A 21,879-nucleotide genomic window follows, 5' to 3' on the forward strand; every position below is an offset into this window, starting at 1 on the left:
CCCGGTAACTACGAATTCACGAGCACTAGATACCGAGTGCTTCTCTGAGTCTGTTCTTTACGGTCTCTGCAACTATTTTTCCGTCGATTCTGCCCCTAACCTTCTTCATTACTTCACCCATCACTATATTGAAAGCTTTCTCTCTCTTCGTTAACAAGGTTTCTTTAAGGTCTTCTATGACTTCATCCACTAGTTTTTCTAACTCGCTGACTCTTATTCCTGTATACTTCTTTATGAGTTCTTCCAGGCTGGCTTCCCCTCTCTTGAGTGAATATTCTCTTAACACTTCTGGTATTGCGTCCTTGCTCAAAACGTTCTCGCTCACCTTACTTAAGATAGTCTTCAAGACTTGCTCATCTATTATACTCACGTCAAGTCCTTCTGACTTAAGACTCTTTAAGTGTATCATTAGTGTCGTAGCTATTATGTGGGGCTGAACTTTATCACCTAGCTCCTCAACTAGGTTTAGGTACGTGTGGATTAGCGGGTCCCTGATTAGTTGTTCTGCAAGAGTTTTCGTTAGTTTATGATCTCTTATCAACCTCGCTAACAATTCTTCAGGTGTAGGTGGCTTAAGACGTTCAGCTTCTTCAAGTAATTCTTGGGTAACTGGGATAGGCTTAATATCTGTTTCTGGATACATCCTCATCGCTCCTGGCTGTGGCCTCATATACTTGGTGGTGCCGTCAGGGTTTGCAGCACGCGTTTCTTTAGGTATACCTACTAGAGCGTATCGGGCACGATCCACGACTGCTTTAAGAGCCCTCTCAGCAGAGTCTGCATCACTAATGACCAGGACGTACGCGTCCTTCTCTTTATCTAGCGAGAGAAGACTGAAGACCGCATCTCTTTCCTCTTCTGAAATTCCGTAAGACGGCAACTCATCACTGTGTATTATTCCTCCTACACCACCCCAAGCTTTAGCGTAGTCAGAGAGTTCTGTGCCGAATCTTCTCCCAGGCATTAACTCCTTCTTTAATAATCCGCCAAAACCCTTCAGGGGAGTTGCATAAATCTTAAGACCCTTACTCAACGAAGAAGAAACTAGTTTACTCCTAGTGTTGGAGAAGACGTTAGTCACGTCAACTATCAAGTAAGTCAAGTCATTCTCGCAAACTCCCCTCTTAATTAACTCTTCTCTTATCTCAAGTAGCTTTAGTTGTCTGGAAACCTCGTATTCTATAACCTTAGGTATTAACTCGAGTTTTCCAACACCCTTTACTTCCGTCTTGACACCCCCTTCTACAGATATGTTGAGGTCTTGCCTTATAGTGCCTATCCCTCTCTTGACTTTACCGCTCAACCTCAGCAACAACCCTATCTTGAAAGCAACTCTCATAGCTTGCTCAGGATTCTTTATGTCAGGACCTGTCGCTATCTCGATGAGGGGTATTCCAAGCCTGTCTAAATTATACTTGACGTAACCCCTTCCCTCATCAACTTTCCTTGCGGCGTCTTCTTCAAGACATATAGTCTGTATCCTTATCAGTCCCTCCTCATCTATTAAGTAACCCCCCACAGCAACTATAGCTGTTCTCTGAAATCCCGTAGTGTTTGAGCCGTCAACGACTATTTTCCTCATGACTTCTATCTCGTCAACCGGAGTAGAGTTCAGGGCTTTAGCTATAGCTAGAGTTATTAAGACTGCTTCTCTATTTAGTTCGTGAGGAGGCTCTTCATCCAGTTCTACTAAGCACGCATGACCTTCAGGCACTTCATATATTATGCTTCTTCCCCTCATGATTTCATACTGAGCCGCAGGATCTACTTCTCCAACCTCACTCTTAGCAACTCTTAAGAACCTCCTTACTTCCCTTCTTGAGACCTCCTCACTAGCTAGCTCGGCAGGACATGAACAGAAAAGCTTCTCTCTAGTAGCTAGTTGCTGGTGTATCTCAATACCTACTCTCAGACCTACTGAAGAGTAATCAATACTCATGAGTCCACACCGGGAAGAGCGAGTCTTTATGTACTGGATTATACTCATACGCTAAATTCTTGTGGAAGAGTTCAACATATTCTCTCCTATCAAGGCCGGGGTAATTACCAAGCATCCAAGACAGCTTCACATAAGCGGTCTCGCTCAAGATATCGTGTCCGGGTATGGCACCAGCTTTAAGGAGCTTCCTGCCAGTACTGTAGACGTTCATGTTAACCCTACCGAATATAGTCTGCGTTGTTATGACTGTAAGCACCTCTTCCTCAGTAGCTCTAGCTATGCTGTCTACGCACACATTCCTTACATGCCCTAATCCAGTCCCCTCAATAACCACAGCCTTGTAACCCTTGTCAACGAAGAAATCAATAATGTCGCAATCCATGCCTGGGTAGAACTTCAGTAACGCCACCTTATCACTGAACTTACTCATGACCTGAAAGTCTTCTCTCTTGCTCCTAGCAATGAATCTTTGGTTGATTAACTTGAACTTCGCGCCCGGGAAGTCTATCCTAGCTAAGGGCATATCATTAACTGATTGAAACGCATCTCTCCTACTCGAATGCATCTTCCTAACCTTAACTCCCCTGTGAGCTAAGACGTAATCATCTGAGATGCTTCCGTGCATACACACTACCACCTCACCGAATGGTGCTTCCTTAAAGACCGCTAAAGAAGCTCTCATGTTGAGGGCCGAGTCTGAGCTAGGTCTATCACTACTCCTTTGAGAACCGACCAAAACAACCGGTATAGGAAGGTGCCTCAAAGCAAAAGCTAGTGCTGAGGCCGTGTAAGTCATTGTGTCGGTACCGTGAGCTATGAGAACCCCGTCAACACCTGACTCAATCAGCTTCCCCACCTCACTGCCTAGCTCAGTCCAGTACGCAGGAGTTAAGTCCTCACTAAATAGTCTGCTGTACTCTATCACAGCAAGCTCTGACGTGTAGTCAATAAACTCGGGAACTGCCTCAAGAAGCTCAGTAGCTGTTATTGCCGGCCTCACAGCCCCCGTCTCGTAATCAACTTTACTTACGATAGTTCCGCCAGTACTCAAGAAAGTAAGTTTAAGACTGCCACTACCTCTAACAACACTGCGGGAGAGTTCCTGCTCATGAAATCTCACAACACCTTTTCTCACAACTTCTACCTCAGCATCGCTTACGTCAACACCGACGTTATACCCATTATCTAGCTTAATCACTAAGATCTTGTCAGAACTAAACTCACTCTTAGGTAAGACTACACCCTCATAAACTAGAGAACCCTTCTTAATCCTTACTCTATCTCCTACGCTCACGTATGAAGCCAAGCCAACACCTCAATTAAAGAACTTTATAAAAGTAATTATTCCTTTAGCTAACACGAAATTAAGTAGAGACCTTCTCCTTTCTAGGCACTGAAGAAGGAGGCACTACAGTAGGTACTGGAAGTCCAGCTTCTTTCCTCTTCCTAATCCAGTACTCACGCCTGTTCCTCTGCTTCGGCGGGAGATTCCTCTTAGGTCTCTTCTCTATTTTAGGGGTTTGACTCCTGACTTTACCAGCCTTAGTCATCGAGCCGTGTGTAGGCATGTCCTCAACCCGCATTAAAATGCTCTCAGAGAATTATAAGCTTTTATATCGAGAGACATACCAACATTTAACAGGTTAGTTATCTTAGCAGTCGCGATACTACTGTCAAGAACTCTTAAGAGTTTTATACGATGTCAAGAGGAAATCAGGTGACTTAATGACTGCTAGAATAGACAGAAGTAATGATTTAGTGTTATATTTGTTGCAGTATCTCGTGACGCGTGCGTAAGAAGAGGAGAAATAAGTGAAGCGACAATTAGCAAAGCGTGTCTAGAGGGTTGACAACTGTTTCGGTGCGTTGGGTTTATAATGGTTTTGTAGGGTTTTATGTTGGTGTTTGGGTGAGTCTGGGTGGCGAGGGGGCGGTGCCCCGAGCCACCCAGGGACCAAGCTAAGATGTGAGTCCCGTGCCGTCGGGCTTGAAGAGTGCTTATGACCCCCGCGTAAAGTAGCTAGCAACCAAGATGAACCGCGGCAAGATGCACAACCCATCCTAGAAAGCCTACAAAACCTAGGACAGGAAACGGTTAATTCTTGACGGTAGTATTGAGGAGGCCGGTGCTTATTTTACGTCTTGGGCGCTGAACACCGCGTTTAGTTCTCATATATAAATTTTCGCAAGTTATTTTTATTTGGTGCTAGTGGTGAGGGTAGTAGCTCTTGATACGTTTATTGGGTCTTTAATAGCTGACGCTGAAGGTAATATAGTCGTGAAACGCTTAGTTAGTAAGACTAACGTGAATGAGTTAGCTGAGCGTGTTTTGAGACTAGATAGCGGTGAGGCGACTGAAGAGTTTGTTAGTAGTATTGAGGAGTTGGTTAGGATGTATGGTGATGATATTGAGGTAGTAGTTCCTGATGAAGATCATGCTAGAGTAGTCTCTTCACTAAAGCTGAAAGCGCTTGTAGAGCCAGATAATAGCGTTCTCCGCAGGCTACGCGATTCTTTAGTCTCGACGGTAATTAGTGAAGGTATTGTGAGGTCTGAGGATGAGTGGGTATCGTTTCTAAATCAGGTGATGCTTCAGGTCACGAGGATTAAACTCAGGAGCTTTGCTGCTAAGAGAGACTTACTAGCTATTCAGGCTATTAGGTCTATAGACGACATAGACAAGACTATAAACTTGTTCGCGTCTAGGATGCGTGAGTGGTACAGCGTTCACTTCCCTGAGCTAGACGACTTAATAGAAGATCACAAAATGTATGCTACGGTAGTTTACGAGTTCGGTAGTAGGGAAGAGATGTCTCTTGAGAAGCTGAGGAAGTTAGGTTTTAGCGAGAGTAGAGCCGCTAAAATCTATGAGGCCTCGAAAAAGAGTATGGGTGCTGACTTATCAGAAGTAGATGTTGAGAGGATAAGAGATTTTGTAGGCACTATATTGAACTTATATGAATTGAGAGATAAGCTTTCAGAATACTTGAGTCAGGTCATGAAGGAGGTAGCCCCGAACATAACGGAGCTCGTGGGACCCACCTTAGGAGCTAGACTATTATCACTCGCAGGGAGTCTTGAAGACTTAGCTAAGATGCCTGCAAGCACTATACAAGTCTTGGGAGCTGAGAAAGCGCTATTTAGAGCTTTAAGAACTGGTGGGAGACCTCCGAAACATGGTGTGTTGTTCCAGCATCCCGAAATACACACAGCGCCTAAGTGGCAGAGGGGTAAGATCGCGAGAGCCGTCGCTACTAAGCTAGCTATAGCGGCTAAGGCCGACTACTTTACTGGCAGGTTTATAGCGGATAAGCTTAAGAAAGACCTGCAAGAGAGGATTGCGGAAATTAAGGAGCTGTACGCTAAGCCGCCTGCTAAGCCAGTACCTGAGAAAGTTAAAGGGCCTGAAAGACCTCCGTTTAGGAAGGGTAAAAGAGGGAGAGGCGGGAGGTGATGAGAGATGATCGAAGTCACCAGTATTAAGCCTCACGAGAAATATGGCGGTGTATACTTGGTCGAGCTAGAGGACGGCAGTATTAAGTTAGCCACCAAGAACATAGCTCCGGGCAAGAGAGTCTACGGCGAGAGACTCTACACGTATGAAGGTGTAGAGTATAGAGAGTGGAACCCCTACAGAAGTAAGCTGGCAGGGGCTCTGCTGAAGGGCATAGAAGGACTATTCATAAGTAGAGACGTTAAGGTTCTCTACTTAGGTGCTGGGTCAGGGACTACTCCAAGTCACGTATCAGACCTGGTTGGTGAGAAAGGTGTTGTGTACGCTGTAGAATTCGCGCCTAGAGTGATAAGAGACTTGTTGAGAGTCTGTGAAGACCGCAAGAACATAATTCCTCTACTGAGTGATGCGCGCTTCCCGCAGAAATATTCTCACATAGTGCCTTTAGTTGACGTGTTATACGCGGATATAGCTCAACCAGAGCAAGCAGCTATCGTAAACATAAACGCTAAGTACTTCCTGAGAGAGGGTGGCTACCTCTACCTAGCTATAAAGTCTAGAAGTATTGACGTAACTAAAGAGCCTGACGAGATCTATAAGCGAGAAATAGACACGCTAACTCGCGGAGGCTTTGAGATAGTTGATGTAGTTCATCTAGACCCGTTCGATAAGGACCACGCCATGGTCTTAGCCAGGTATGGAAAGAGTTAACACGTTCGTTTTTGGCAGAGAGTAAATAAATACTTATATTACGGTATTACCTAAATTATTATTGATGATGATGGAGTCTAGGGCGAGAAGTAAGGAGGTGCTTAAGAGACTCTACGAGGGAGTCAATAACGTATTGAATAGAGTTAGTTTTAGGTATGAAGTCATTAATTTCCCTATCAAGTATCGAGAGAGGTCTATAGATATAGTCGCTAATAGCAGAGAACACGGGACCCTCATAATCAGAGTTAAAGACTTAATGCACGTAAATAAGAATGAAGCTCAAGACTTAATTAAGTCTTCCCTAGCATTGGATGCCATACCTTTCGTAGTCTCAGAAGCTCCAGAAGTTTACGAGAATATAGTGATTGAGAGAGAGGGAGTCTACTTGGTTAACTTGAAGACCTTCCAAAACATGTACTCGGGTGGAGAAGACTTGATAGCCTTATATAAGAGAGGAGAGTTGTTCGTTAGAGTTGATAGTGAGGTCTTCTCTAAGAAGAGGACGGAACTAAAACACACTCTGACGTCGCTCTCGTCATTATTAAACATATCTAGGAAGACCCTAGAAACTTACGAGAAGAGAGGAGGTAACATAACTATAGAGACGGCAGAGAAACTAGCCTCAGTACTTGGTGAGAAAGTCGTGAAGTCTATATCTGTGCAAGACTTGAGAGAAGAGTTTGTTAGTAGGGCTTTTAGAGAACAGCAAGGACTTGTCAGCAGTAGTGCAGTACACATAAAAAACAACATTAAGAAGTTGTTCGATGTGGATGAAAGCAAGATCTACGAGATAAGGCGATCAGCACCAGACTACATAATCAAAGATAAGGAAACCCTCATAACGGTGGATGTGACGAGATCTCGCGGCTATAGTATGAGAGAGATACTCATAAAGACTGGCGAATGCGTTAAGTTCTCTAAGATTACGGAAACCGGGGTCAGAATAGTCACGGATGACGCTGAGAAAGCTAAGATAATAAGAGATAGCTTCTCAGCTATTGAGAAGAAAGACCTGGAAGTAATTAAGGTTTAAGGTATATGAAGTTCTTTATTAGTGGTCCTCCAGGCGTTGGTAAAACTACCGTATTTCTTAGAGTTATTGAGTTGCTAAAGAATGACGGTTTGAAGATAGGTGGTTTTATCTGTCCTGAGGTTCGGAGAGGTGGTCAGAGAGTAGGCTTCAAAATAATTGACTTAATGAGTGGTGATGAGGGTTGGTTAGCCAAAATATGTGATAGTGGGGGGCCACGTGTCGGGAGATACTGTGTTGATGTTGAGGATGCAGTAACTATAGGAGTCAACGCGATCGAGAAAGCTCTAGAGAATGCTGAGTTGATAGCTATAGATGAAATAGGTCCTATGGAATTATCAGTACCTCAACTTAAGTCAGCTATCTACTACGTCTTAAAAAGTAATAAAATTCTACTAGCCGTCATCCACTGGAAGTTAAAAGAGAGCTTACTTAAACTAGTAAGTAATCAGTGGGAATTATTTCCTGTGTCGGTCTCAAACAGAGACCGGATTCATGAGACTCTATACTTTAAGATACGGGCTTCACTATATTAGCTTTCAAACCAGATAATATTATGGTATGGGGGAACGGTGTCACTGATGAAGATAGAGCTGGAACGCCGCATACTCGAGATAGTTAAGCAGCGAAGTAAGAGTGGTGTTATTCAGAGTGAGTTATGGTCTCTTCTAGGAGTTGATAATAGAGAAGGCTCGCGAGCAGTCCTTAGCTTAGTTCGTAAAGGGTTGATAAGAAGAGAACAAATACTCTATAAAGGCAGAAAAACATACGTGCTCAAGTACGTACCAGAGAAGCTAGAAGAGATAAATTTCAAGATTAGTTTAAATCCTGTCATTAGATTACCGTGCTTCACGTGTAAAGAATTATATAGATGCGGTACTGGAGGCTTCTTCAATCCATACAAGTGTAATCTGCTAACTCATTTCTTACAGAGCTCTTCCACATGATTGATTTAACTGAGAACTTCCCTGAGTGAGGTCCACATACACTAACCGACTTTACTCTCTAGTATCGAGAATCAGTTTCCACCGACTTCCTTCCCACCCTAAGAGACTAGGCTTTCAGTAGTAAATATAGTGCTTACGTAGTTATTGGTTAGCTGAGCCTATACTCAATAATCACTCCATACTATTGAGGAGATTGGTTGAGTTCCAGGCAATTAAACCTCATATTTTTAACCTTCCAGCGTCTCTGACTCTCTTATGTTTAAATTTTCTAATTTGTATTATAATACAGTAAAATTTATATTTTCTTTCAAGAGAATGAATTCGGCGGATGAGTACGTGAAGCCTGATGCAACTGTTAAGAGAGTTTTAAGAATATTTACTGTTAGAAATCTAGGTGTTCTAGCACTTATTACTCTTTTGCTGGCAGGTTCTGCTCTGACAGCTTACTATGTTGTGATGAATAGTGAGAATGCAGGTCCTGGAATTCTACTTACTATAAACCTCTACGATATAAGTGTTGAAGAGAAGAAATTAGTGGATGTGACTTCAAAGATACTTAAAAATCCTGATGTACTTATGTATTTGGAGATTAACGCTATAACTCCTTCAAGTCTCGAATCTGAGGAAGCTGCATTAACGATGACTAAAATTACTGCAAAACCTAAGAAGACAGTATTCATTCGTTTAGATAAGCTACTTGAAATCTCGAGAGAGTGGATTTCTATATATAGTTTGAGAGAAGGAAATCCTGAAGAGACGTACTCAGGATTAATAATTAGGTTGTTCATCTATAACGGTAGTTCTGGCGACATACTGTTTGAAGCATACGACTCCATAACCTACAAACCAGTAGAAATAACGCGAGAAAAATCAATAAGAGTCACAATGAGTTTAGTAAGAGATTCACTAAAGCCTATTAAGCTCTACGTAGAACACGCCATTGTTAGGCAGTATGAGGTCTTACTCTTACAAGCAAGTATTGAGGAGTTCGGTAAGGGAATAGAGCCTTCAGGACGCTGCGGGATTTGGTGGATAGAACGAGAACTAGTGACGCTAATTGGCCCGGCGAACCTAACTACTCAATTACCGAGTGACTACTTCAACAATCCCAATGGGGTCTTGTACGTGAAAACGCCAGTACTGATAGTAAGCAATCCTCTCTCGCTAAGCGGTGTGGTCGGCGCAAGTATTAACATAGGTATAAGTCAAGGAAATGTAGGAGTTTACCCAACTCTCACGAGCGGGGCAATACTTAACTCAACAGCAAGCGGTCTCATTCCAAACGTGAAGTTATGGAGAGGTAGTGGCTTCACGTGGGGCGGGTCCACATACTACTTCGGCTACAATGCGGTAGTAGAGCCACTCCAGAGTAAGTGGATATGGATATGGACTAGACCTATGTTCGCTATATACAAAGTTTATAGAGTCACATGCACTGGTAGAGGTAGTGAGTTAATTCGTGTGTATATTAGAGACGACGCAGAAAGTGCAATCTATGACGTACTAACTAGCGGGCTTCAAATAGTGGGAGGCATGAATGACGGGTTACCTCATGACAACTTAATGCGGATGTTCTTTAACGGAACTGAGTTAATAAATCCAAAAATTCCGAACACGATGCTAGCGGACGGAATACTGCAACCGAGGGAATACATGGCTTTTGAGCTGATCTTCCCGTATTTTGACGTTTGCGAAAGTGATTTTGAAGTAGGTATTCCAGTCGGGGCGGCGGCAGCACTAGCTGTGTGTATAGGGCTTGGCTACGGTCCTAACACACCAGCATGCCTGGCTGCTATAAAATTCTCTTCAGCATTTCAGGTCTCCATATCAGCACAGGGACCTTCAATACGTATTAGTGGTAACATAGTCAATCACGGAATGTATGATGGAAGAGGCTACAACGTATCCGAGGTTGTATACATGTCTATTAGCCAGTATCAATACAAAAGCAATACCTGCTACTACAACGTCCCTGCTGGAATATACTTTAGGCTTGAATAACGTTAGCAGATAAAACACGTAAGACCTAGACTTTTAGTCTCCGCCTTAAGAAACTTACAGAATCCTTGGGTCGGGAAACGGTTTCTCAGAAATTACTTATAAGACTCGTGTTCTTAGTGTATTGGTGGTTGTGTGGGGAGGAGGAGTAGGAAGAAGTATAAGGTGTTTAGGCCTCCGCAGAGGACTTTGCCGAAGATTTTTCAATGTCCTGCATGCGGTTCAATGACTATAATAGTAGATGTTGAGACGTACGTCAACGACGCTGGTGAGGAGAAGAAGAAAGCTTTAATTAGGTGTATGAATCCAGCGTGTGGGTTGAGAGCCGAGTTAATAGAGTTGCCTTCTATCTTTGAGGCTGTTGACGCGTATTCTAGGTTCTTAGAACTCTTTGGTAGTGATAAGATGAAGACTTGGTTTGAGAAGGGGGAGTCTAGTGAGTGGACGTAGGTTCTGGGTTGACTCGTATCTCAGAAATAAGCTTAACTCGGGAGAGAAGATACACTTTACTCTACTAGATCCTGACAAAATAAGTGACTCGAGTAAGGTTGATAAGATAGCTGAGACGACAGTCTCTGAAGGTACTGACGCGTTCTTGATAGGCGGCTCGATAGGAGTCTCGGAAAGAGACGTAGATGAGGTAGTAGTTAGCTTGAAGAAGTGGGGGTTGCCAGTAATACTGTTTCCAGGTAACGTCTCAGGAATCTCGAAGCATGCTGACGCCATACTCTTCATGTCACTCTTAAACTCAGACGACCCCTACTTCATCATAGGAGCTCAAGTACTTGGGGCGCCGCTCGTAGCTAAGTACGAGCTGGAAGTCCTCCCTACAGGATACGTGATAGTCGGGTACGGAGGCGCAGCGGGTTACGTTGGGAGAGCGAGACCAGTCCCCTACGACAAGCCAGAACTTGGTGTGGCATACGTCTTGGCAGCTAGGTTCTTAGGTATGAAGTACGTGTATCTGGAAGCAGGTTCAGGAGCTCCAGAACCTATACCACCCAAGTTCTTGAGGAAAGCTTCAGCGGTTAAGGGAGACTCCGTGCTGATAGTTGGTGGTGGAATAAGGACCTACGAACACGCTAAAGAAGCTATTAATTCGGGTGCTGATATAGTAGTGACTGGCACCGCAATAGAAGAGAATGCCGAGAAAGCCAGAGAAATCATAAGAGCTGTTAAGAAGAAATAGTGTTTTCATACATTAAATTATTCTGAGAGAGATTATTACTCCGTACTTCCTCTCAATATTTGCTAATCTTCTCTTCAGCTTTCTCGTTGACCTAGCTTCTTCTTTAGGTACTACCACCGTGACTATACTGCCGTCAAAAGTTATCTCGGCTGAGGGGAGAAGCGATAATATTGCTTTCCTAACTATAGCCTCGAAGTCACCCCCTACCGCCTGCTTGACTGGAACTACGACAGTTTGCTCGCCGAAGGTATACATCTCGTACTCGAGTTGCCCACTTAAGAAGTCTCTAACTTCAACTACAGGTCTTGCGAGGTCTGCTTCCTTAAGACCTGTCGGCAACTTAACACTCATGCTGACATCATATACCTTACGCACCTCACCCTCCTCTAGGAAAAGCACTGTATCAATGACTGAAGGTATCATACCTAAATCTATCCTCCCGATGAACCTCTGTAATGCGTCAATAGGTGATGTTGCGTGGATCACTCCGATCATGCCTATCCCGGCGAGCCTTAAATCAACATATAGCTTGAAATCGTTATCCGTCCGCAACTCATCAAATACTGTGTAGTCGGGTCTCGAGAGGAGAAGTATGTCGTGAAGTTCATCAGAAGTAGCGTACGTTTTAGAATATTGAGTGACTTCAGGAGGTAGGTGCATGTCTCTAGGAGACTCAATAGTCTTGACGACCTTGTTCTTCCTTCTGTAGTAGTCCGCGAGAGCTTGAGCGAATGTGGTCTTACCCATCCCCGGAGCACCAGCTATTAATATGCCCTCGGCCTTCTCCTCAAGTCTCTTCATGAGTTTTTCTGGGAGGACGTAGTCTTCCAGCTTAGGCCTCACAAGAGGCTTTACCGCAGTTATTTCCCACCCATCACTCATCGGAGGTCTCGCTATTATTATTCTGTATTGATTCAACTGTATTATTATTGAGTTAGGTCTCTCGATCTCTATAATGGCTTCAGGGTCTGTGCGAGCCACTTCAAGAATCTCATCAGCTATTGCTTCTATTTCTTCTCTACTTAATGGGTTCTCTGAGAGCTGAACGAGTCTCCACTTACCAGGTCTTCCCTGCTTGGCGTAGGGGGGTGCTCCTTCCTTCAAATGTACGGACATAGTCTTCTCGTCAAAGAACTTCTCAAGCGTTATCAAGCGACTTCTAGGCGGCTCCACGTAAAAAACTTTCACTCCGAGAGCCTCGCTAGCTAGTTGCTGAGTCTTTGATGAAGTTATTAAAGTTGCGCCAGTCTCTAGAGCATACCACCTAACTAGAGCGTCTATATCTTCAGCTCTCCTACTGCTGGAGAGGACCTCGACTGGTATCCCCCTAGAACTACATGCTATTCTAACAAACCTCATTTCATCAAGTCCTAGTATGCCGAGCGACCTATTACTCTTAGCTAGAGACTCGAAATAATCTATGAGTTCCCTGAGAATGACTAGAGTGCCTCTAATCTTGCCCTCTACTACAATCATTTTAAGTACTCCGTTAGTTATTACGCTAGCGTCAGGCACGTAAGTCTCTACCCCAACTTCTCTCACACCACACACCCATCTCAAATATTTAAGATAAGAACAATTATAACGCTATCTCAGAGGACATCACCCATTCGCGGTCTAGGACCTCTCGCGAAGCACTAACCTCTCTCGTCACGAACAGGTTCTAGAGGGTTTGGGGGCGTGCTCCCCTTGCGAGTTTAGTCTCACGCCAGGTCTTGGAGACTCTCTTCTTGTCCTGTACAGGTCTCAGAGCTGTAGTTTCTGAGTATATTCGTGAGTTCGTCTCTCAAGAATTTTGAGGCGGGTTTTCTATAGTGATGTGGTTAGTGAGGTGTTCAACCATGGTAACACATAATTAATAAGGTGTCGTATGGTGTTTTTTAGGGGTTTGAATGTCAATCAGTGAGATAGAGGAAGAGGCTAGGAAGATAGTTGAGGAGGCCGGGAAGAAAGCAGAGGAAATCTTGAGTAAGGCTAGGAGGGAGGCTGCGGAACTCAAGTCAAGGTCTTTAGTAGGTCTTCTCGGACCTGAAGAGAAAGAGAAGATTGTGAGAGAGTTTGAGTTAAGGATTAAGGATATCGAGTTGAGAGCAGAGGAACGAAGGCAGGCAATTCTAAAGTCTTTTGCTGAGAAGAAGAAGGACTTAGTTAAAGAGATAGTTGATTTAGTCATGGGTTTAAGGGAGTTATGATGGCACTCATAGTGTCTACTCCTGAGAGACTCCACTACGTCAGGTTGCTAATCCCTAAAGACTTGAGTAGTAAGGCCACTAACGTACTTCAAAGTTTAGGTGTTATTCACGTAGAGACTTCAGGAGAGTTAAGTGAGGAAGACAGAGAGAAGCTCAGGATCTATGCTGAGAAGGTACGGTCTTTCTCAAGTCTAGTAGATACTGTCGAGAACTACTATAAGTTCACTATAGTAGACCTCAAAAAAGAAGTTAGTCTTGAGGATTTAGATAGGACGGTAGATGAGCTCTACCTCAAACTGAGTAAGGTACATCAAGAAATCGAGAACTTAGTTAATAATAAGAAGAAACTAACTGATGAGATCAGTGAGTGTCTAAAACAAATTAAGGTATTGGAGATAATCAAGCGTGAAGTCGGTGAGGACCTGAAAGTTTTCGAGCTTTCGTTTACTGGGGAAGCGCTCTTCTCTGTTGTGGCGTTAGGTAAGTCTCAAGACATGGAGCCGCTTATTACCTCAATACCTAAAGACGTAATATTCAAGTTTGGCCTAGTAGAGGACGAGATGATAATTTTTGTAGTTGGCGTTTCTAGCGCTTGGAAAGAAGTTCAGGAGTTGCTTAGTAGGGCTAGAGCAGAAATTATAGTATTTCCTAAGCAAGACATCACGATATCTAACTACTTAAACTACTTGAGCAAACACGTAGAAGAACTTAGAGCTACTTTAGCAAAGATAGACCAAGAACTAGAGAAAATCTTGAGAGATAACCTAGAGTTACTCGCCCTAGCTAAGGTAATCAACGACATAGTTAAGTCTAAACTTGATTTCCTCCTCAGTGCCGCTAGCGGGGAGTACTTGTTAGCCATAGAAGGGTGGGTTCCAGAAGAGTCTATCAAGGCGGTAGAAAACAAGCTAAGCAGTGAAATAAGTACTTATTTAATAGTTAAGGTTTCGTCAGACAAGAAGCCTCCCTCGAAATTAAGGAATCCAAGACCGCTCAAGCCTTTCGAACTCTTAACAAAGTTTTACGGCTTGCCATCACCTGGTGAGTGGGACCCTACCCCGATCCTCACATACTCTTTCTTAGTATTTTTTGGGTTGATGATGGCTGACGCTGTCTACGGCTTAGTACTTCTTCTGCTAGTTAAGTATGTCTTGGATAAGAGCGGGTTCGTAGATAATCCCTACTCACCCGGCTACTCTTCATTAAAGAAGATGTTGCTAACGTTGAGTATCTCGGCCACAGTCTTCGGCGTGTTATCAAACACTTTCGCAGGATACTCAGTAGGTTTAGAAAGAGGACGTATTGTGTTGGTCGTTGCTAGTAACGGGGGCGGTGGGCTAATTAACGTGCCAACTCTAATTAATTTAGCAGACCCCATGTTTTTCCTAGTTTTAGCGCTAGTTATCGGCCTTATACACATAAACATAGGACATGTTCTCTCAGTTGTTGTAGGTTTTAAAGCGAGAGATTTAGGTAGAGTCTTGAGTGGGGTCGGCTTAATAATCTCAGAGATTTTCGGCATACCATATGTTTTGCATGAATTCCTCCACTACGAGTTGTTGCCCTTGAGTGGAGAAGCATATACTTATATTCTTTACGCATCACTAATCGGAGTATTAGTAATGATAGTAGGGACTGTCAAATCTTTAGGTGGTGTGGGCCTCTTCATGTGGATATTCAACATCACTGGCTTGTTAGGAGACGTCCTATCGTATTCTAGACTAGCTGGGTTAGGTATAGCTACTTACGTAATGGCTGTCAACTTCAATAAGCTATCTTTCAGCATCTACGAATATTTCTCGAGGTTAGCGCCTGTCGTAGGTGCTGTCTTGGGCTTGGTGGTGATGCTGGCTGTCGCAGTATTCATGAATATGTTCAACCTGGTTTTCGGAGCTATAGGAGGCTTTGTCCATTCTATGAGGTTGTGCTTCGTTGAATTCCTTCCTAAGTGGTATGACGGAAACGGGAGGGAATTCATGCCATTTACTTTGAAGATAGAAAAACACGTTACTTTAGGTAAGATCAGATAGTTCAGCCCTAGATCCTGCAAGCTTTAGTGAACTATCGTGAATAGAGTTTCACTTATTTAAGGCGGGCCAACTCTGTTGAGTCGTAGTGAGTCAAATTTTTGTGTGCAAAGCTTAAAAACTTTTTATAAAATTTAACGAGGTGTGTGTAGTGTCTTTGAGTCCTCAAGCTGTAGCGTCTCTCGGGCTTGCTCTAGGGGTTGTAGGAGGTGTTATAGGGTCTTCAGTAGGTATAGGTAGAGCTGCTTCAGCAGGACTTTCCGTCATATCTGAGGATCCAGGCAGTTTTAAGCAAGTACTCATACTCTCTTCTTTGCCCATGACTCAGACATTCTATGGGTTCATATTCGCTTTGCTAGGACTTACTTCTGTTCTACCAGGGATTCCTGAAGTGACTTGGCTTAAGGCAGGCGCGTTCTTAGGTATAGGAGCTTTCGTCATGGTTGCAGAGTTATTCTCGGCGTGGTATCAAGGTGTGATATGTATGTCTGGTATTATTGAGTTGCCTAAAGCCGGTGGCAGGATGCTAGTCCCGTCACTAATACTTGCTGCTTATGTTGAAATGCTCGGCATATTAGGAATGGTCCTCGGATACCTACTAACGACGTTAGTTGCTGGCTTACCAATCTAAGACTCTCCTACTAGCGAGGATGAAGACATGAGCTTAGAAGCGTTACGCGCAGAAATCCTGAAGAAAGCCAGAGCCAAAGCAGACGCCATAATAAAGAGTGCTGAAGAAGAAGCTAAGAAGATACTAGATGAAGCTATGAAAGAGTATTCGAGGAAGTATGAGTTAGCAAGAGAAGCTGAGTTGAGGGAATTAAGAGACGAACTCTCAAAGAAACTGAGTGAGAAAAACTTAGAAGTAAGCACGAGACTTCTGAACTTGAAGAATGAGCTAATCAAAGAATTAAGAGAGGAAATCTTAAGCAAGATAAGAGAGATGAGTGACGCGGAGAGAAAAAAATCTCTTAAGAAATTAATTACTGAGTGTCTTAACGAGCTACACGTAGCACAGAAGATAAATGTGTGCGTTGTTGAGAAAGATATTCCGTTAATTAAGGACGTGTTAAGGGAACTAGGTATTGAAGACAGGGTTAAAGAGATAAAGATTCTTTCTCCAGAAAGTGTGGGTGGTGTGTTGGTAGAGTCGGAAGACGGGTCTTTAGGTCTAGACAACACCTACGTTACTAGACTTGAAAGACTACTCTCTCTCGTTTATAAGAAATTAAACGACGAGGTTTTCGGAGGTTAGTTTAGTGACCGTTACAGTGAATGACGAGGTCTTCTTTAATCATATCAAGATACGTTCTCATAAAACTATACATCCAGAGAATATGAAGAGAATAAACGAATTAATTACTTACACATTCCCTGGCTTGTTATCTGCCCTGCAGGAATTCGAGATTAGCTCTTGTCTCAGTAGTGAGCTGAGGAGTGGCTTATCCTTATCTCGCGTAACAATATACTCTAAATTACTGAAGTGTTGGGAGAGCGATTTAAGGAATATGATACACTTAATCAAGCCTTCTAAGGAGGTGGTAGGTGTGGTGGACCTCTACATGAGCAAGTATGTAATCAATGACTTAATAGGCGTTGTAAGTACTGGGTTAAGAGAAACCACGTACTTAGATATGCACGTAGCTGAATCTCTTAAGGCCGCTAAAGACGTGAGTGAAGTTGTTTCGGTAATGAGTAAGAAAGGTTTTATGAGTGAGGTGATATCCTCAGTTTTCAGCGAGTATAGGAAGCTGAAAATTAGTGAGTTAAACTTTAGCGAGCTTTACACGAGATTAAGTGAGTCTTACTTCAGAAGTCTCAGGAATTCTCTAATAAAGCTAAATGTCTCTTCTTACGGACTTAGATGTGTGGAGTTTCTTAGAGAGTTTGAGAGAGTTAAGTATCTTTTAAGGAAGGCTTTATTAGAAGGAGGAGATTTAAGAGTTGCTGCGGCAGTATTGACGCAGAAACAGAAAGAAGCTGTATTCAGAGCCTCTAAGAACACACACGACTTCGAATACGTGCTGTCTATCCTGCCAACACATTTTTGTCATAGCACGCTTAAGTCACTTCCAGTCTCTGTCGACACCTTACTCGACTACTTCCTCCTCAAAGAGGTTGAGTTTTCTCTTCTTTCTTACGTGGTATTTCTAATTAATTCTGGGTACTCACCAGATTTAATTAAGGATGAGGTGGGGAGGTGGTTAAGACTTTATGAGTCGATTACCGAGTAAGAAAGACGTAGTAGTTGTTGGTGACTTAAGCTTCATTAACGGTTTTAAGTTAGCTGGTGTTAGGAGGTTTGTCGAGGTTTCTGATGCTGAAGACATTACTGAGCTTAAGAAGAGGTTGGGTGAGTCGCTAGCGAGACTGTATGAGGACCCTTCTGTTGGTGTTGTAATAATACAGTATAGGTTTAGAGATTTAGTAGCTGATAAGGTGCAGAAGGTGAGGGAGGAGCCTCTAGTAGTGTTCGTACCCAGTTCTAAGGAAGTTTCTAAGATAGACGTAAGAGAATATTACTTACGTATGATCAAGTCTTATTTAGGTATTAGCATTGAGGTGTGAGTGTTGATTAAAGGCAAGATACTGAGAGTCTCAGGCCCCTTGATAGTGGCTGAGGGTATGGAGGGCTCAATGGTTTATGAGGTAGTCTTAGTAGGTGAAGAGAGACTCATAGGTGAGGTAATTGGGTTGCAAGGCGATAGAGCCTTCATACAAGTCTACGAGGATACCTCGGGGTTGCGTGTTGGCGAGCCCGTAGAAGGTACTGGAGGGCTACTCTCATCAGAACTAGGTCCTGGACTTATAGGGAAAGTATATGACGGGCTTCAGAGACCCTTATCAGTTATTGGCGAGCTTTACGGCGCTTTCGTGAGCAGGGGAGTTAAATTACCTGCTTTACCTAGAGACGTTAAGTGGTTTTTCAGGAAATCAGACATTAAAGTGGGTGACAAGGTAGAGGGGGGTACTATATTAGGGTATGTTCAAGAGACTCCAATACTACAACACAAAATTATGGTTCCTCCAGGACTTTCAGGTGTGTTGAAGGAGTTAGCTCCAGACGGTGACTACACAGTCGAAGAAACTATAGCTGTTATTGACGTTGGTGGGGGGAGAAAAGAGGAAGTAAAGTTGATGAGTAAGTGGCCTATACGTAAGCCAAGACCTTACAAAGCCAGACTAGAACCTGTTGAACCACTCATAACCGGGACTAGAGTACTAGACCTGATGTTCCCAGTAGCAAAAGGAGGTAAGGCAGCAGTGCCCGGAGGATTTGGGAGCGGCAAGACAGTACTTATGCATACCTTGACTAAATGGAGTAGAACTCAAGTTAATATATTCGTGGGGTGTGGTGAGAGAGGTAATGAGATGGCTGACGCACTACATAGCTTCAGGAAACTCAGTGATCCAGCATCAGGCAGGCCTCTCTCAGAGAAAGCTGTGTTCATAGCTAACACTTCTAACATGCCCGTAGCCGCTAGAGAGACTAGCGTCTTTTTAGGGGTGACTATTGGCGAGTATTTCAGGGATATGGGGTATGACGTACTCATGGTAGCTGACTCGACTTCTAGGTGGGCTGAGGCAATGAGAGAAATAAGTGCGAGACTTGAAGAAATGCCTGGAGATGAGGGGTTCCCCGCCTACCTAGGTTCGCGACTCGCGGAATTTTACGAGAGGTCTGGCAGAGTAGTTACTCTAGGTAATCCGAGCAGAGTAGGATCTCTAACTATCTTAGGGGCTGTGTCTCCCCCAGGAGCAGACTTCAGCGAGCCAGTCACTACCAACACGCTCAGATACATTGGTGCTCTATTAGCTCTTGATGTGTCGCTAGCTAACAGGAGGCACTTCCCAGCAATTAACTGGTTACTTAGTTACTCTCAGTACGTGGAGACTGTTGCTAGGTGGTGGGAACGCGATTTCAAGAACTGGCTGAAATTACGTTATGAGGCTTTGAAGATACTTCAGAGAGAGTCTGAGTTGATGGAGTTAGTTAGGTTGGTAGGTCCTGAAGCTCTTCCAGACCCTGATAAGTTGCTTCTAGATGTGGCTAAGATGATTAGAGAAGACTTCCTGCAGCAAAGTGCTTACCACCCGATAGACGCCTACAGCTCGCCTGAGAAGACTGTCCTTATGCTAGATGTCATCATTAAGTTCTATGAGGAAGCATCGAAAGCTTTAAGTGAGGGGGTGCCCCTCAGCAAGATCAGGGAAGCCCCTGTAATCTCACGCATAGCTAGAATGAAGGAAGTACGTAATGAAGAATTCAGGAAAGTCTACGAAGACTTAATCAAAAACATAAACGATTATTTCGGGAAACTCCGAGTAGGTGGGTCAAGTGGTTCTTAGCTTAAGTGTTAAAGAAGTTAGGAGAGCGTTAAGTGCTAGGGGGTCTCTACTACTCGTTAAGTCTGTTGAGGGAATTAAATATGGTGAGGTAGTTGAGGTAGTCTTGCCTAACGGCGAGTCTAGAGTAGGTCAAGTCATAGACGTAGGTAAAGACATAAGCGTCATTCAAGTCTTTGGTGGCGTTAGCGAGATAAACGTAGACTTAATCAGAGTTAGGTTTAAGGGAGAGACTTTAAAGATTCCCGTGTCTCTAGATATGTTCGGAAGAATATTCGACGGTCTAGGAAACCCGATTGACGGCGGACCTAAAATAATTCCTGAAGACTGGCTAGACATTAACGGAGCCCCACTAAATCCTGCCATGAGAGAACCGCCGTCAGAATTCATAGAGACTGGTATTTCTGCTATAGACGCTCTCTTCTCTATAGTGAGGGGTCAGAAACTACCGATATTCAGCGGGGCTGGATTACCACATAATAGGATAGCTGCTCAGATAGTGAGGCAGGCTACTGTGAGAGGTAAAGAAGAGAGATTTGCTGTAATTTTTGCGGCTATAGGGGTGACTTACGAGGAAGCATACTTCTTCATAGAATCACTTAAGAAAGCTAAAAACATAGAGAATGTGATTTCATTCATAAATACTGCCTCGTCACCAGTGATAGAGAGGATAGCAGTTCCTAGGGTAGCTCTCACGACAGCAGAGTTTCTTGCCTGGAAACACGACATACATGTCCTAGTAATAATGAGTGACATGACAAACTATGCTGAAGCACTACGTGAGCTCTCGGCTGCCAGAGAAGAAGTTCCTGGAAGGAGGGGATACCCAGGCTACATGTACACAGACTTAGCAACAATATACGAGAGAGCAGGTAAAGTAACTGGCAAGAAAGGATCTGTTACTCAAATGCCTATACTGACGATGCCTGACGACGACATAACTCACCCAATACCTGACTTAACAGGCTATATAACTGAGGGTCAGATAGTTCTTTCGAGAGATATGTTTAGGAAGGGCTTATACCCACCTGTTGACGTCTTGCTGTCTCTTTCTAGACTAATGAAAGATGGTATAGGGCCGGGAAAGACTAGGGAAGACCACTATCAAGTCTTCATGCAGATGATAGCTGCTTACACGGAGGGTCAGTACTTGAGGGAGCTCTCAGCTATAATAGGGGCTGAGTCTCTTAGTGAGAGAGATAGGAAATATCTAAACTTTGCTGACTTATTTGAGAGGAAGTTTATTAATCAAGGAGAGAACGAACGAAGAGATATTGAGACAACGCTTGACTTAGGCTGGGAGGTTCTCTCAGTCCTGCCGGAAGAAGAGTTGAAGTTAATAAGTATTGAGAACATACGAAAATATCATCCGAAATACAGGTCTTCGGTGGGAGCTAGTGTCACAACAGATGCTCAGGCTGGCTAGACCTACCAAGATAGAGTTCATAAGACTCAGGCGTAGGCTAGCGACTGCTAGAAGGCTTCACCGAGTGCTTAGAGACAGGTTGCTAATCTTAACTCAAGAGTTGGTAGCTCTGTATAGGGAGGTAGTAGAGCACAGGCTGAGAGTTCATGAGGAGATAGTGAGGTGTGAGAGAGAGTTAATAAGGGCTTCATCGTATGTGGCACCCTGGACTTTCGAGGAATTCTCGAATGTTAAGATAGCGTCCTTCAATGTTGTCGTTGGTTCGAGAATAGTTGCTGGAGTTAAGCTACCATTACTTGAGCATGAAATTGTTGAGGGTCGTTATGACCCGTCAGCATACCCCGTCACGCTTAAGGAGGTGAGCGAGTGCTACGAGGACGTAATAAAAAGAATAATTAGGTTAGCTGAAGCGGAAATATCCTTACTTGAGGTAGGTAAGGAAGTCCAGAAAGTCAAGAGGAAAGTCAACGCTTTAGAAAACCTTATAATACCAAGACTTAGAGCTACCATAAAATACCTGAGAATGAAGTTTGAAGAAAGAGAAAGAGAAGACAAGATTAGGAGGAAACGTATCAAGCAAGTCTTATCACGTAAAGCACGTATATAAGTTTTGTTGCGA

At 43.6% G+C, this 21,879-nt stretch carries 21 protein-coding genes; 17 read left to right on the forward strand and 4 right to left on the reverse strand.

All coding sequences use genetic code 11. The features are described 5' to 3' along the window. Positions 1-25 precede the first annotated feature (25 nt). Genes gatE through QXL29_06710 form a run of 3 tightly spaced genes read right to left on the reverse strand, consistent with a single transcriptional unit; the run spans position 26 to position 3,507 of the window. Positions 26-1,939 (reverse strand): Glu-tRNA(Gln) amidotransferase subunit GatE, encoded by a 1,914-nt coding sequence (gatE, locus tag QXL29_06700; protein ID MEM2284281.1) that lies wholly within the window; start codon positions 1,937-1,939, stop codon positions 26-28. Next, on the reverse strand, positions 1,929-3,245 hold the full coding sequence (gene gatD, locus QXL29_06705) for a Glu-tRNA(Gln) amidotransferase subunit GatD (GenBank protein MEM2284282.1): 1,317 nt from the start codon (positions 3,243-3,245) through the stop codon (positions 1,929-1,931). The genes gatE and gatD overlap by 11 nt, the downstream gene beginning before the upstream one ends. A gap of 58 nt (positions 3,246-3,303) precedes the next feature. Then, positions 3,304-3,507, reverse strand: a complete 204-nt coding sequence (locus QXL29_06710; GenBank protein ID MEM2284283.1) for a 30S ribosomal protein S30e — start codon at positions 3,505-3,507, stop codon at positions 3,304-3,306. Positions 3,508-4,151: 644 nt separating this feature from the next. Here QXL29_06710 and QXL29_06715 point away from each other — a divergent pair. The 8 genes from QXL29_06715 (at position 4,152) to QXL29_06750 (ending at position 11,268) form a co-directional block, all read left to right on the forward strand. After that, positions 4,152-5,393, forward strand: a complete 1,242-nt coding sequence (locus QXL29_06715; GenBank protein ID MEM2284284.1) for a C/D box methylation guide ribonucleoprotein complex aNOP56 subunit — start codon at positions 4,152-4,154, stop codon at positions 5,391-5,393. 6 nt (positions 5,394-5,399) lie between these two features. Further along, positions 5,400-6,104 carry a fibrillarin-like rRNA/tRNA 2'-O-methyltransferase gene (locus tag QXL29_06720; GenBank protein MEM2284285.1) on the forward strand — a complete coding sequence of 235 codons (705 nt, stop codon included), beginning with the start codon at positions 5,400-5,402 and terminating at the stop codon, positions 6,102-6,104. 67 nt (positions 6,105-6,171) lie between these two features. Further along, the gene (locus tag QXL29_06725) at positions 6,172-7,137 is read left to right on the forward strand and encodes a helix-turn-helix domain-containing protein (protein MEM2284286.1); all 966 of its coding nucleotides are present in this window, start codon (positions 6,172-6,174) and stop codon (positions 7,135-7,137) included. Positions 7,138-7,142: 5 nt separating this feature from the next. After that, positions 7,143-7,670, forward strand: a complete 528-nt coding sequence (locus QXL29_06730; GenBank protein MEM2284287.1) for an NTPase — start codon at positions 7,143-7,145, stop codon at positions 7,668-7,670. 45 nt (positions 7,671-7,715) lie between these two features. Beyond that, a complete protein-coding gene (locus tag QXL29_06735; protein MEM2284288.1) occupies positions 7,716-8,081 on the forward strand; it encodes an Lrp/AsnC family transcriptional regulator in 366 nt (121 codons plus the stop codon). A 315-nt stretch (positions 8,082-8,396) separates the two neighbouring features. Further along, positions 8,397-10,082: a hypothetical protein gene (locus tag QXL29_06740; protein ID MEM2284289.1), complete on the forward strand. Its 1,686-nt coding sequence runs from the start codon at positions 8,397-8,399 to the stop codon at positions 10,080-10,082. A gap of 132 nt (positions 10,083-10,214) precedes the next feature. Then, positions 10,215-10,529 (forward strand): hypothetical protein, encoded by a 315-nt coding sequence (locus QXL29_06745; protein ID MEM2284290.1) that lies wholly within the window; start codon positions 10,215-10,217, stop codon positions 10,527-10,529. Beyond that, positions 10,516-11,268 carry a geranylgeranylglyceryl/heptaprenylglyceryl phosphate synthase gene (locus QXL29_06750; protein ID MEM2284291.1) on the forward strand — a complete coding sequence of 251 codons (753 nt, stop codon included), beginning with the start codon at positions 10,516-10,518 and terminating at the stop codon, positions 11,266-11,268. The genes QXL29_06745 and QXL29_06750 overlap by 14 nt, the downstream gene beginning before the upstream one ends. Before the next feature lie 12 nt (positions 11,269-11,280). Here the strand turns inward: QXL29_06750 and QXL29_06755 are convergent, their stop codons facing one another. Further along, the gene (locus QXL29_06755; GenBank protein ID MEM2284292.1) at positions 11,281-12,810 is read right to left on the reverse strand and encodes a PINc/VapC family ATPase; all 1,530 of its coding nucleotides are present in this window, start codon (positions 12,808-12,810) and stop codon (positions 11,281-11,283) included. 350 nt (positions 12,811-13,160) lie between these two features. Between QXL29_06755 and QXL29_06760 the strand changes: the two genes are divergently transcribed. From QXL29_06760 to QXL29_06800, 9 genes are all read left to right on the forward strand, one after another. Then, positions 13,161-13,460 carry a hypothetical protein gene (locus tag QXL29_06760; GenBank protein ID MEM2284293.1) on the forward strand — a complete coding sequence of 100 codons (300 nt, stop codon included), beginning with the start codon at positions 13,161-13,163 and terminating at the stop codon, positions 13,458-13,460. Continuing rightward, positions 13,460-15,490, forward strand: coding sequence for a V-type ATPase 116kDa subunit family protein (locus QXL29_06765; protein ID MEM2284294.1), 2,031 nt, complete (start codon positions 13,460-13,462; stop codon positions 15,488-15,490). Before QXL29_06760 ends, QXL29_06765 begins: the two co-directional genes overlap by 1 nt. A 148-nt stretch (positions 15,491-15,638) precedes the next feature. Further along, positions 15,639-16,118, forward strand: a complete 480-nt coding sequence (locus QXL29_06770) for an ATPase (GenBank protein MEM2284295.1) — start codon at positions 15,639-15,641, stop codon at positions 16,116-16,118. A gap of 27 nt (positions 16,119-16,145) precedes the next feature. Continuing rightward, the gene (locus tag QXL29_06775; protein ID MEM2284296.1) at positions 16,146-16,742 is read left to right on the forward strand and encodes a V-type ATP synthase subunit E family protein; all 597 of its coding nucleotides are present in this window, start codon (positions 16,146-16,148) and stop codon (positions 16,740-16,742) included. A 4-nt stretch (positions 16,743-16,746) separates the two neighbouring features. Then, positions 16,747-17,721: a hypothetical protein gene (locus QXL29_06780; GenBank protein ID MEM2284297.1), complete on the forward strand. Its 975-nt coding sequence runs from the start codon at positions 16,747-16,749 to the stop codon at positions 17,719-17,721. Continuing rightward, positions 17,702-18,055 (forward strand): V-type ATP synthase subunit F, encoded by a 354-nt coding sequence (locus QXL29_06785; protein MEM2284298.1) that lies wholly within the window; start codon positions 17,702-17,704, stop codon positions 18,053-18,055. Before QXL29_06780 ends, QXL29_06785 begins: the two co-directional genes overlap by 20 nt. Next, positions 18,056-19,837, forward strand: a complete 1,782-nt coding sequence (locus QXL29_06790; GenBank protein MEM2284299.1) for a V-type ATP synthase subunit A — start codon at positions 18,056-18,058, stop codon at positions 19,835-19,837. Further along, a complete protein-coding gene (locus tag QXL29_06795) occupies positions 19,827-21,260 on the forward strand; it encodes a V-type ATP synthase subunit B (protein MEM2284300.1) in 1,434 nt (477 codons plus the stop codon). Before QXL29_06790 ends, QXL29_06795 begins: the two co-directional genes overlap by 11 nt. Next, entirely contained in the window at positions 21,232-21,867 is a 636-nt protein-coding gene (locus tag QXL29_06800) for a V-type ATP synthase subunit D (GenBank protein ID MEM2284301.1), read from the forward strand. Before QXL29_06795 ends, QXL29_06800 begins: the two co-directional genes overlap by 29 nt. Positions 21,868-21,879 lie beyond the last annotated feature (12 nt).

This window comes from Zestosphaera sp. (genome assembly GCA_038843015.1).
Classification (GTDB): Archaea; Thermoproteota; Thermoprotei_A; order Sulfolobales; family NBVN01; genus Zestomicrobium.

Excerpts from the sequence above, each read along its gene's own strand:
- gatE (MEM2284281.1), bottom strand. The coding sequence starts at position 1,939 with ATGAGTATTGATTACTCTTCAGTAGGTCTGAGAGTAGGTATTGAGATA.
- QXL29_06710 (MEM2284283.1), bottom strand. The coding sequence starts at position 3,507 with ATGCCTACACACGGCTCGATGACTAAGGCTGGTAAAGTCAGGAGTCAA.
- QXL29_06720 (MEM2284285.1), top strand. The coding sequence starts at position 5,400 with ATGATCGAAGTCACCAGTATTAAGCCTCACGAGAAATATGGCGGTGTA.
- QXL29_06725 (MEM2284286.1), top strand. The coding sequence starts at position 6,172 with ATGATGGAGTCTAGGGCGAGAAGTAAGGAGGTGCTTAAGAGACTCTAC.
- QXL29_06730 (MEM2284287.1), top strand. The coding sequence starts at position 7,143 with ATGAAGTTCTTTATTAGTGGTCCTCCAGGCGTTGGTAAAACTACCGTA.
- QXL29_06735 (MEM2284288.1), top strand. The coding sequence starts at position 7,716 with ATGAAGATAGAGCTGGAACGCCGCATACTCGAGATAGTTAAGCAGCGA.
- QXL29_06740 (MEM2284289.1), top strand. The coding sequence starts at position 8,397 with ATGAATTCGGCGGATGAGTACGTGAAGCCTGATGCAACTGTTAAGAGA.
- QXL29_06760 (MEM2284293.1), top strand. The coding sequence starts at position 13,161 with ATGTCAATCAGTGAGATAGAGGAAGAGGCTAGGAAGATAGTTGAGGAG.
- QXL29_06765 (MEM2284294.1), top strand. The coding sequence starts at position 13,460 with ATGGCACTCATAGTGTCTACTCCTGAGAGACTCCACTACGTCAGGTTG.
- QXL29_06775 (MEM2284296.1), top strand. The coding sequence starts at position 16,146 with ATGAGCTTAGAAGCGTTACGCGCAGAAATCCTGAAGAAAGCCAGAGCC.
- QXL29_06785 (MEM2284298.1), top strand. The coding sequence starts at position 17,702 with ATGAGTCGATTACCGAGTAAGAAAGACGTAGTAGTTGTTGGTGACTTA.